The sequence below is a fragment of the Paenibacillus sp. P36 genome (assembly GCF_045866505.1).
In the GTDB taxonomy this organism is placed as follows: Bacteria; Bacillota; Bacilli; order Paenibacillales; family NBRC-103111; genus Paenibacillus_E; species Paenibacillus_E chondroitinus.
Genome location: NZ_AP038372.1, coordinates 759074 through 767500 on the forward strand (window position 1 = coordinate 759074; position 8427 = coordinate 767500).

The window sequence follows — 8427 nt, forward strand, 5'->3', positions numbered from 1 at the left end:
GTCCTATGTTTTACGGGAAAGTCATTGGCAGTGTATGGGCTACGCAAAAGGAAACAGGCATGGACAATTTAAAGCTGCTCGTCATCCAACCGATGGATTTCAAAGACAGCGAAGCGGGTACGCCGATTATCGCCGCAGACCGCATTGGAGCAGGTGTTGGCGAACGTGTGATCGTATCTAGGGGGAGTCCGGCCCGAACCTTGTTCAAGGATAAAATGGTGCCCATCGATGCGATGATCGTTGGCATTGTCGATAGCTTCGAGGTCGCGAAGGAGGCCGAGGAGGAAGCATGGAAGAGCACAAACAGAGAGTGATTCAGGAATATGTCCCCGGCAAGCAGCTGACACTGGCTCATGTCATTGCCAATCCGGACCCGGTTTTGTATACGAAACTCGGCATCGAGGAGCGCAGTGCGATTGGCATTCTTACACTGACCCCAACGGAGACGGCCATCATCGCAGCGGACATTGCGACCAAAGCAGCCGACGTCGGCATCGGTTATTTGGACCGATTCACTGGCTCGCTGGTGCTCACGGGTGAAGTTGCTGCTGTGGAGATGGCGATTGCGGCTGTGAATGTGTTTTTGCTCGAAAAGTTAAAATTCTCGACGGCACCGATCACGAGGTCATAACGCGATGAAAAAAGTGATGATCATCGGTGCCGTCGGCGCAGGCAAATCAACGCTGATCAAAGCCTTATTCGGGGAGTCCCAGCCCGCATCCAAAACACAAAGCCTCATCTACCGTGACTGGGTGATCGATACTCCCGGCGAGTACAGCGAGAATCCGCTGTATTACCGCTCGTTAATGGCGACCTCGCACGAGGCCGCAGCTGTTCTGCTGGTTCAGGATGCTACGCGGGACAGGAACTATTTTCCTCCTGGCTTTGAACAAGGTTTTGCCGTGCGGGCTTTAGGGGCTGTGACCAAAATCGATCACCCCCAGGCAGATATCGATCATGCGATAGAACTTCTGAGGCAGGCGCTGCCGGAAGGCGAAATCTTTCTGACATCCGCTGCGTCAAACGAAGGCATTGCCAAGTTAAAAGATAAGCTTATGCAAATCGTACACTCTTGATCCTAAAGTGAAGAGGGATGCACCATGGCGTCCATTATGGAATTGTGCAGGAAGTATACGCTTTTGAGCACGGAAGAAGTCCAAACCATCCAAGAAATGGCGGATCATCTCCAACTATTTGCCGATGTATCCGAATCCGATGTCTTCATAGACTGCCCACTCCCTGACAAAGGGATGGCGCTCGTCGTGGCGGAGGCGCGTCCCTCCAAAGGCTCTTCCTTGTACAAGACATCGGTCGTAGGTCAGTATGCTTTTGTACAAAATGAGCCCGCCGTCATGTTCTGCCTGCTTTCCGGCCAATCCGTGATCGGCTCGCGCGGCATTTCGCAGGAGCAGATTGCGATCCAGCAAAATGTCGTGCCGATTCGGTCCAGAACCGGCCAGGTTATCGGGGCACTCATCATGGAGAAGGACATTACGGAGAAGCTTGAGCAGGAGAAGAATGTGACCCGATTGATGGAGACAACGGAACAGCTAAGCGAAACGCTGCTTAGTGTGGCCATGTCGCAGGGCAGCATGCAGTCGCTGATGCATGAAGGCGTCATTGTTTTTGATGATAGGGAGCGGGTCACCTACACGAATCCGCGTGCGCTCGACATGCTGAAGGAAATCGGTCACACAGCTGAGGCTGCTAACGGCTCCCTGATCACCCAGTTATTTTATGGGAAATTAACGGTACTTGGCCGATCTGGCCTCATCCAGCAGGAATTGCAAATTGGGCATGTGACCTTCGAACTCAAGGCCATGTCCATTTACCGGGATCAGCGGGAGGTAGGCGGGATTATTTTACTGCGCGATATTTCGGATATGAAAGAGAAGGAGAAGCAGCTGGTCATCAAGTCCGCCGTCATCAAGGAGATTCACCATCGCGTGAAAAATAATTTGCAAACCGTCTCCAGCTTGCTCCGCCTGCAGATGCGAAGAACGAAGCACGAAGAGGTTGTGAGGGTGTATCGCGACAGCATCAACCGCATTAATTCGATAGCGGTCATTCATGAAATGCTTGCGTTTGAAGGACTGGAGACGATCCATTTTAACGAGGTTGTGGACCGCATCATCAAGAACATTATTTCTTCCTCGTCCAAACCGGATCAGACCATTGTCCCGGTTATTTCCGGGGATGAGCTCATTTTACAATCCGATGCCGCTACGACACTTGCGCTTGTTGTGAATGAACTGGTGCAGAACTGCGTACTGCATGCTTTTGGAGAACGGCGTACCGGACATATTGAAGTTTCTCTGCAGCACCAAGACAGCTTTGCCCGGGTTCGGGTGTCGGATAACGGCATCGGCTTCAAAGCGGCGAATCACTCCGAGCGAAAAGGCCATCTCGGCTTGAAAATCACGGAGACATTAGTAGAAGAAAATCTCGGCGGCGTGCTGGATATCATGACGGATGAGCGAGGAACCGAAGTGCAGCTTACATTTCCAATAGCGAGAACGCAGTCAAAGGAGGACGAAATGCCATGAGAAATGCCATCGTCGTCGTCGATGATGATCCGATCATCCGCATGGATATCCGTGAAATGCTGGAGGAGGGCGGCTACCTCGTCGCAGGCGAAGCCAAGAATGGTGAGGAAGCGATAGAGCTTATAGCTCGGGTGAAGCCGGATTTGGCGATTATGGATATTAAAATGCCCGTCATGAACGGCATCAAGGCGTCTCATATTATCCGCAAGCTGCAGCAGGATACATCGGTGCTGCTCCTGACTGCTTACAGCCAGAAGGAACTGGTGAAGGATGCGCGCGAGGCGGGGGTGGCTGCTTTTTTAGTCAAACCAGTGTCGGAGGAAGACTTGCTGCCGGCTGTCGAGATCGCTTTGAGCCAGAAGGAGAAAATGGACTCGCTAAAGCAGGATATCAAGCTTCTCAAGCAATCCATTGAGGAACGGAAATGCATCGAAAAAGCGAAAGGCCTCGTCATGCAGAAGTATGCTTTGAGTGAGGAGAAGGCTTACGCCAAAATGCGCGAAGTGAGCATGGTGACCTGCATCCCCCTCGCGAAGCTGGCGGCAAATATTCTGCGGGATGGAGCTGAGGTCTTAGCAGGTGCGGGTGAGCGAACACATGGCTGACCAATGGATTACGAGTGTTGGACTCGATATCGGAACAAGTACGACGAAGATGGTCATTTCCAGGTTGAAAATTGTGCGCTCCTCCGGCGTGCTCAGCCTGCCGCGCTTCCAGATTGCGGAGCGGGAGCTGCTGTACGCGAGCCCGATTTACAGCACTCCGCTCCTCAGCAGCGATGAGATCCACGCCGAGCGTATTTGGGCCATCGTGGCTCAGGAGTACGAGCAGGCAGGCATCCTGCCAGCGGATATCAAATCCGGTGCTGTCATTATTACCGGTGAGACGGCGAACAAAACAAACGCGCAGCACATCCTCCATCTGCTCGCAGAACGAGCGGGCGATTTCGTTGTCGCGACAGCCGGCGCTGATCTCGAAGGGCTGCTCGCCGGCAAAGGCGCCGGCGCGGAGCAGCGCTCCTGGCAGCTTCGAGGCGCAGTCGCCAACATCGATATCGGCGGCGGTACGGCGAATGCCGCGATTTTTCATCGCGGCAAGCTGCTCGGCACGGTGGCCTTTCATGTCGGCGGCAGGCTTATTCGGATCGACTCGACCGGCACGATTCTTGAGGTGTCGCCGTCGATACGCCCTTGGCTGCAGGAGGCCGGCTACACCGTTCAGCCGGGCGACCGGCTCAGCCTGCTGCAGCTGAACGAGATCTGCTTGGCCATGTGCCGCTGCATCATGGACTATTTAAGCGGCCGCGGTTCGTGCGCGGAGCTAACGGCCTTAATGATCGGAACGCCGTTACCATCCATCCCCTCTATAGAAGAGTGGATGGTCTCCGGCGGTGTAGGCCAACTGATGGTAGAGACCATGCCGCCCCGCAGCTTGGAGGACGCTGCCGTGCACCAGGATATCGGCCCGCTGCTTGCCCACGCCTGGAAGGAGTTAACCGCTAATTACCCCGCTCGCCAGATTCAAGCGGATCAGACGGTCAGAGCGACCGTCATCGGCGCTGGCATGCAGAGCACGGAGATCAGCGGTGCGACGGTGCACTTGGATGCTTCGCTGCTGCCGATCCGCAATTTGCCCGTGCTCAAGCTGGACCTGTCGCCGCAGCTGCTAGTTCAAGACAGCGCGCTTGCAGAACGGTTTGACGCTCTCATGCGAGACGGCGCAAGCTTGTTCGCTCTAGATCGTTCGCCTCCGTTTGGACTCGCGTTGTCAGGGACGCACCACTTAACCTATCCAACCCTTCAATACATAGCCGATAAGCTGTATCTGAGTTTTACTCACCATTTTCCTCATAGTGAAGCGATGGTCGTCATTTGTGAAACGGACATTGCCAAAGCGCTAGGCCAGTCCCTCTCGAGACGCTGCGCGCAACGTCCGAAAGTCATTTGCATCGATCAAATCCGTGTGGAGCACGGGGATTACATCGATTTGGGCGAGCCGATTTCCGGCATCATGATTCCCGTAGTGGTCAAAACATTGGCCTTCCAAGGCCAGGGCAGAGGGGAGGAGAGCGGCCGGTGAATTTGAAAACGACGCTGCTCGGCACAACGTTTCAATTTAAGGATTTGAAGGAAGTGATGGCCAAAGCGAATGAAGAGAAGTCAGGCGACCAGCTCGCGGGCATTTCCGCGCAGGATGCCAAGGAACGAATCGCCGCCAAAGAGGTGCTTGCCGATTTGACGCTGACGGACATCAGGAACCATCCCCTGCTGCCTCCGGAGACCGATGAAGTTTCTCGAGTCATCGAGAATACGCTGAATGAGAAAATCTATGCCGAGGTGCGGAATTGGACGGTGGCGGAGCTGCGGGAGTATTTGCTGCGGCAGGAAACAGGGAATCCAGAAATTCGCCGGCTTTCCCGAGGCCTGACTAGCGAAATGGTGGCTGCCGCCGCCAAGCTGATGACCAATCTGGATCTGGTGCAGGCTGCATCCAAGATGGAGGTCACCAGCCATTGCAACATCACCATCGGTCAAAAAGGCGTGCTCGCCGGGAGGGCGCAGCCCAATCATCCGACGGACAATATTCAAGGCATAAAAGCAGCGCTTTTTGAAGCATTAAGCTACGGGATCGGCGATGCGGTAATCGGCATCAACCCCGTGATTGATTCCGCAGATAGCGTGAAGCACATTTTACAGATGACCAAGGAGGTCATGGAGAAATGGCAGATCCCTACGCAGAACTGCGTCTTGGCGCATATCAAAACGCAGATGCGCGCGATTCGACAAGGAGCGCCTGCGGATATGGTGTTCCAAAGTTTGGCGGGAACGGAAGACGGCAATAAAGCTTTTGGCATCGATGTCGCTCTGCTGGATGAAGCGGATGAACTGATCACGCGGGAGGGGACAGGGACGGGGCCGAATCTGTGGTATTTTGAAACGGGCCAGGGCTCTGAGCTGTCCGCGGAAGCGCATCATGGCATCGATCAGGTCACGCTGGAGTCGCGCTGTTACGGGCTTGCCCGCAAGTATAAGCCGTTTATTGTCAACACGGTCGTTGGCTTCATCGGGCCCGAGTATTTATATGACAGCAAACAGGTCATTCGCGCCGGGTTGGAGGACCACTTCATGGGCAAGCTGCAGGGGCTGCCGATGGGGGTGGATGTTTGTTATACCAACCATATGAAGGCGGATCAGAATGATATGGACAATTTGGCTGTGCTGCTTTCCGCCGCAGGCGTCAACTATTTGATCGGAGTAGCCATGGCGGACGATTGCATGCTCAATTATCAGTCGACCAGCTATCACGATATCGCTACTTTGCGGGAATTAATGAGACTGCGACCGGCTCCTGCTTTTGAACAATGGCTGGTTCGAATGGGCCTTATGGACAACGGCCGGTTAACGCCGCTTGCGGGAGACCCGAGCCTATTTATGTGAAAGAGGTGTCGCGATGAACAACGCTGTCCCCATCGATGCGCTAGTGGATCTGGTGATGGCTGAGCTCGAGAAGAAGCTGTCCGTTACTGCATCAAAAGAAGAGGAGTCCCCGCCGACTGATCAGCCAGATCTCTTTATGCCGTCAGAGGAAGAGCCGCAGTCGCATGTGCCCAGTCCCAAATGGGAGGAAGGGATGAACGAACTGCTCGCCAGCACACCTTCGCGAATCGGCGTTTGGCGGACGGGAACGCGGGCGTTAACCAAAGAAGTGCTGAAATTCCGCCGTGATCATGCGGCTGCTGTCGATTCCATCTATGGCGAAGCAAGTCCAGCGCTTTTGGATCAATTCGGTCTATTTACCGTGGAAACGCGTTATGAGAATACAGAGAACTACCTGAAGCGCCCCGACATGGGACGTATTGTTACCGAAGAGGGAATCGCTCTTATTCAGCAAAAATGCAGCAAGCATCCTCAAGTGCAGATTGTTGTGTCGGATGGGCTTAGCGCCAACGCGGTAGATGCCAATCTGGCCGATGTCTATCCCTCGCTTCTTGACTCGTTGGCAGCTTATAAGTTATCCACAGGTACTCCGTTTTTTGTACGAGGCGGAAGGGTTGCCGTGATGGATCACATCGGGGAAATCTTGCAGCCGGATGTGCTCGTGCTTTTGATCGGAGAACGTCCTGGGCTGGTTTCGTCCAAATCATTAAGTGCCTACATCTGTTACAAACCGCGGAAAGGCACGGTAGAAAGCGACCGCACGGTTATATCCAATATTCATCGCGGAGGCACACCTCCTCTGGAGGGCGGCGCGCATATCGGCACCATCGTACAAAAAATGCTCGAACAACAAACGAGCGGAGTTAACCTGGAGATCTGATTTCAGCGAAGGAGGTGGGGCGGAATGGGACTGGCGATTGGCATCGTCATCGTTGTCATCACATGTTTGTTTGCTGGTTGGATCGTTAGCGTTGCGAACAAGAGCATTCGGGAATTCGATGAAAGCAAGCACGAAAGCTTTTTGGGGAAATGAGACTTGGCTGCACAATTCGTTGTGAATGGATGAGGAGGAGTAAAGATGAGCGTATCTTCCAATCATCAGGACAAAGACAAAAGTGATTTGAACAAGTTCGGCTATGCCCAGGAGCTGCTGCGCAGTATGGGTGGATTTTCCAACTTTGCGATCTCATTCTCCATCATATCCATTTTGACTGGCGCTGTATCCTTATATGGTCACGGATTAACCTATGGCGGATCGGGCATGATGGGCTTCGGCTGGCCGATCGTTGCGTTTTTTGTCATGTGCGTTGCGGCGGTCATGGCTGAGCTGGCTTCGGCCATTCCGACGGCAGGCGCTTTGTACCATTGGGCTGCGATTCTAAAAAACAAACGCTGGGGCTGGTACACCGCCTGGATCAATCTCATTGGCCAAATCGGCATTGTCGCCGGCATCGATTATTCCGTTGCACTTTTCGCTGATCCTCTTATCGCGAGCGTCTTCGGGTATGAATCTAGCAACACAACCGTGTTGGTTTGCTTCTCGGTCATTTTGCTCACGCATGGAATTCTCAACCACATCGGCATTCGAATCGTTGCGAAGCTGAACGACTTCTCCGCCTGGTATCACATCGCTGTCGTGGCAGTGCTGGTCTTGTCTCTGGCCTTTTTCACTAAAAACAGCCTAAACCCGGTCTCGTACCTGTTCCATGTAGGCGAAACCTTCTCCGATAAACCTTATATGTTTGCCTTTCTGATCGGACTTTTGCAGGCACAGTGGACGTTTACGGGCTATGACGCTTCGGCGCATACCATTGAAGAAACGATTAATCCGCGTGTGCGCGCGCCTTGGGGCATTTTCACATCCGTCGCCTATTCATTTGTCATTGGTTTCATTATGCTTGCTTTTGTCACCTTGTCCATCAAGGATGCCAGCGCTGCTGCTGGTTCCAGCAATGCGTTCATCTATGTAATCAGCGAAGCGCTTGGCGGCACGTTCGGTTCCGTCATTTTGTGGCTGGTCACCGCTGCGATGTGGTTCTGCGGACTTGCGTCCATCACTTCTTTTTCCCGCATGATGTATGCTTTTTCAAGGGATAAAGGAATGCCGTTAAGCTCGCAGTGGGCGCAAATCTCCAAAAAATACCGTACCCCGGCCAAAGCCATCTGGCTGGCCATCATCCTCTCCTTCCTGCTTGCTTTCATCGACTATCTCATCAAAATGGTGAACCCGGATGCCACGTATACCACGATAGCGTTCCTAACGGCGGTTAGTGTTGTTGGTCTTTATGTCGCCTATGGCATTCCAATTTACTTGAAGCTTCGGGCCAAAGCCGAAGGAAGATTTCAAGATAAGCATCTCGGTCCTTGGAATCTCGGAAAATATAGCAATGCGATCTCCATTGTCGCGCTGCTCTGGATTATTTTTATTTGCGTCATCATGGTTA

10 protein-coding genes (1 of these 10 running past the window's edge) are annotated in these 8427 nt (G+C 53.3%); all 10 read left to right on the plus strand.

Features of this window, described 5'->3' with window-relative positions:
- Nucleotides 1–5 precede the first annotated feature (5 nt).
- Tightly spaced (at most 45 nt apart), the 10 genes in view from ACKTT9_RS03380 to ACKTT9_RS03425 form a layout consistent with a single transcriptional unit that may run on beyond the window.
- Nucleotides 6–314, plus strand: a complete 309-nt coding sequence (locus ACKTT9_RS03380) for a EutN/CcmL family microcompartment protein (RefSeq protein WP_315955743.1) — start codon at nucleotides 6–8, stop codon at nucleotides 312–314.
- Nucleotides 290–631, plus strand: a complete 342-nt coding sequence (locus tag ACKTT9_RS03385) for a BMC domain-containing protein (protein ID WP_145668689.1) — start codon at nucleotides 290–292, stop codon at nucleotides 629–631. Before ACKTT9_RS03380 ends, ACKTT9_RS03385 begins: the two co-directional genes overlap by 25 nt.
- 4 nt (nucleotides 632–635) lie before the next feature.
- Nucleotides 636–1076 carry a EutP/PduV family microcompartment system protein gene (locus ACKTT9_RS03390; protein WP_407870502.1) on the plus strand — a complete coding sequence of 147 codons (441 nt, stop codon included), beginning with the start codon at nucleotides 636–638 and terminating at the stop codon, nucleotides 1074–1076.
- 24 nt (nucleotides 1077–1100) lie between these two features.
- The gene (locus tag ACKTT9_RS03395) at nucleotides 1101–2546 is read left to right on the plus strand and encodes a sensor histidine kinase (protein WP_407870503.1); all 1446 of its coding nucleotides are present in this window, start codon (nucleotides 1101–1103) and stop codon (nucleotides 2544–2546) included.
- Nucleotides 2543–3151, plus strand: coding sequence for an ANTAR domain-containing response regulator (locus ACKTT9_RS03400; protein WP_407870504.1), 609 nt, complete (start codon nucleotides 2543–2545; stop codon nucleotides 3149–3151). The genes ACKTT9_RS03395 and ACKTT9_RS03400 overlap by 4 nt, the downstream gene beginning before the upstream one ends.
- Entirely contained in the window at nucleotides 3144–4625 is a 1482-nt protein-coding gene (locus ACKTT9_RS03405) for an ethanolamine ammonia-lyase reactivating factor EutA (protein ID WP_407870505.1), read from the plus strand. Before ACKTT9_RS03400 ends, ACKTT9_RS03405 begins: the two co-directional genes overlap by 8 nt.
- A complete protein-coding gene (locus ACKTT9_RS03410) occupies nucleotides 4622–5983 on the plus strand; it encodes an ethanolamine ammonia-lyase subunit EutB (protein WP_407870506.1) in 1362 nt (453 codons plus the stop codon). The genes ACKTT9_RS03405 and ACKTT9_RS03410 overlap by 4 nt, the downstream gene beginning before the upstream one ends.
- A gap of 13 nt (nucleotides 5984–5996) precedes the next feature.
- A complete protein-coding gene (gene eutC, locus ACKTT9_RS03415; RefSeq protein WP_407870507.1) occupies nucleotides 5997–6863 on the plus strand; it encodes an ethanolamine ammonia-lyase subunit EutC in 867 nt (288 codons plus the stop codon).
- 24 nt (nucleotides 6864–6887) lie between these two features.
- Complete coding sequence (locus tag ACKTT9_RS03420; protein ID WP_315955750.1) at nucleotides 6888–7016, plus strand: hypothetical protein; 129 nt, start codon at nucleotides 6888–6890, stop codon at nucleotides 7014–7016.
- A 45-nt stretch (nucleotides 7017–7061) separates the two neighbouring features.
- Nucleotides 7062–8427 carry the 5' portion of an amino acid permease gene (locus ACKTT9_RS03425; protein WP_407870508.1) on the plus strand. It continues 158 nt past the right edge of the window, so 1366 of the gene's 1524 nt are visible here — the first part of the coding sequence; its start codon is at nucleotides 7062–7064; its stop codon lies beyond the right edge, outside the window.

Excerpts from the sequence above, each read along its gene's own strand:
- eutC (WP_407870507.1), top strand. The coding sequence starts at position 5,997 with ATGAACAACGCTGTCCCCATCGATGCGCTAGTGGATCTGGTGATGGCT.
- ACKTT9_RS03395 (WP_407870503.1), top strand. The coding sequence starts at position 1,101 with ATGGCGTCCATTATGGAATTGTGCAGGAAGTATACGCTTTTGAGCACG.
- ACKTT9_RS03385 (WP_145668689.1), top strand. The coding sequence starts at position 290 with ATGGAAGAGCACAAACAGAGAGTGATTCAGGAATATGTCCCCGGCAAG.
- ACKTT9_RS03390 (WP_407870502.1), top strand. The coding sequence starts at position 636 with ATGAAAAAAGTGATGATCATCGGTGCCGTCGGCGCAGGCAAATCAACG.
- ACKTT9_RS03400 (WP_407870504.1), top strand. The coding sequence starts at position 2,543 with ATGAGAAATGCCATCGTCGTCGTCGATGATGATCCGATCATCCGCATG.
- ACKTT9_RS03420 (WP_315955750.1), top strand. The coding sequence starts at position 6,888 with ATGGGACTGGCGATTGGCATCGTCATCGTTGTCATCACATGTTTGTTT.
- ACKTT9_RS03405 (WP_407870505.1), top strand. The coding sequence starts at position 3,144 with ATGGCTGACCAATGGATTACGAGTGTTGGACTCGATATCGGAACAAGT.
- ACKTT9_RS03380 (WP_315955743.1), top strand. The coding sequence starts at position 6 with ATGTTTTACGGGAAAGTCATTGGCAGTGTATGGGCTACGCAAAAGGAA.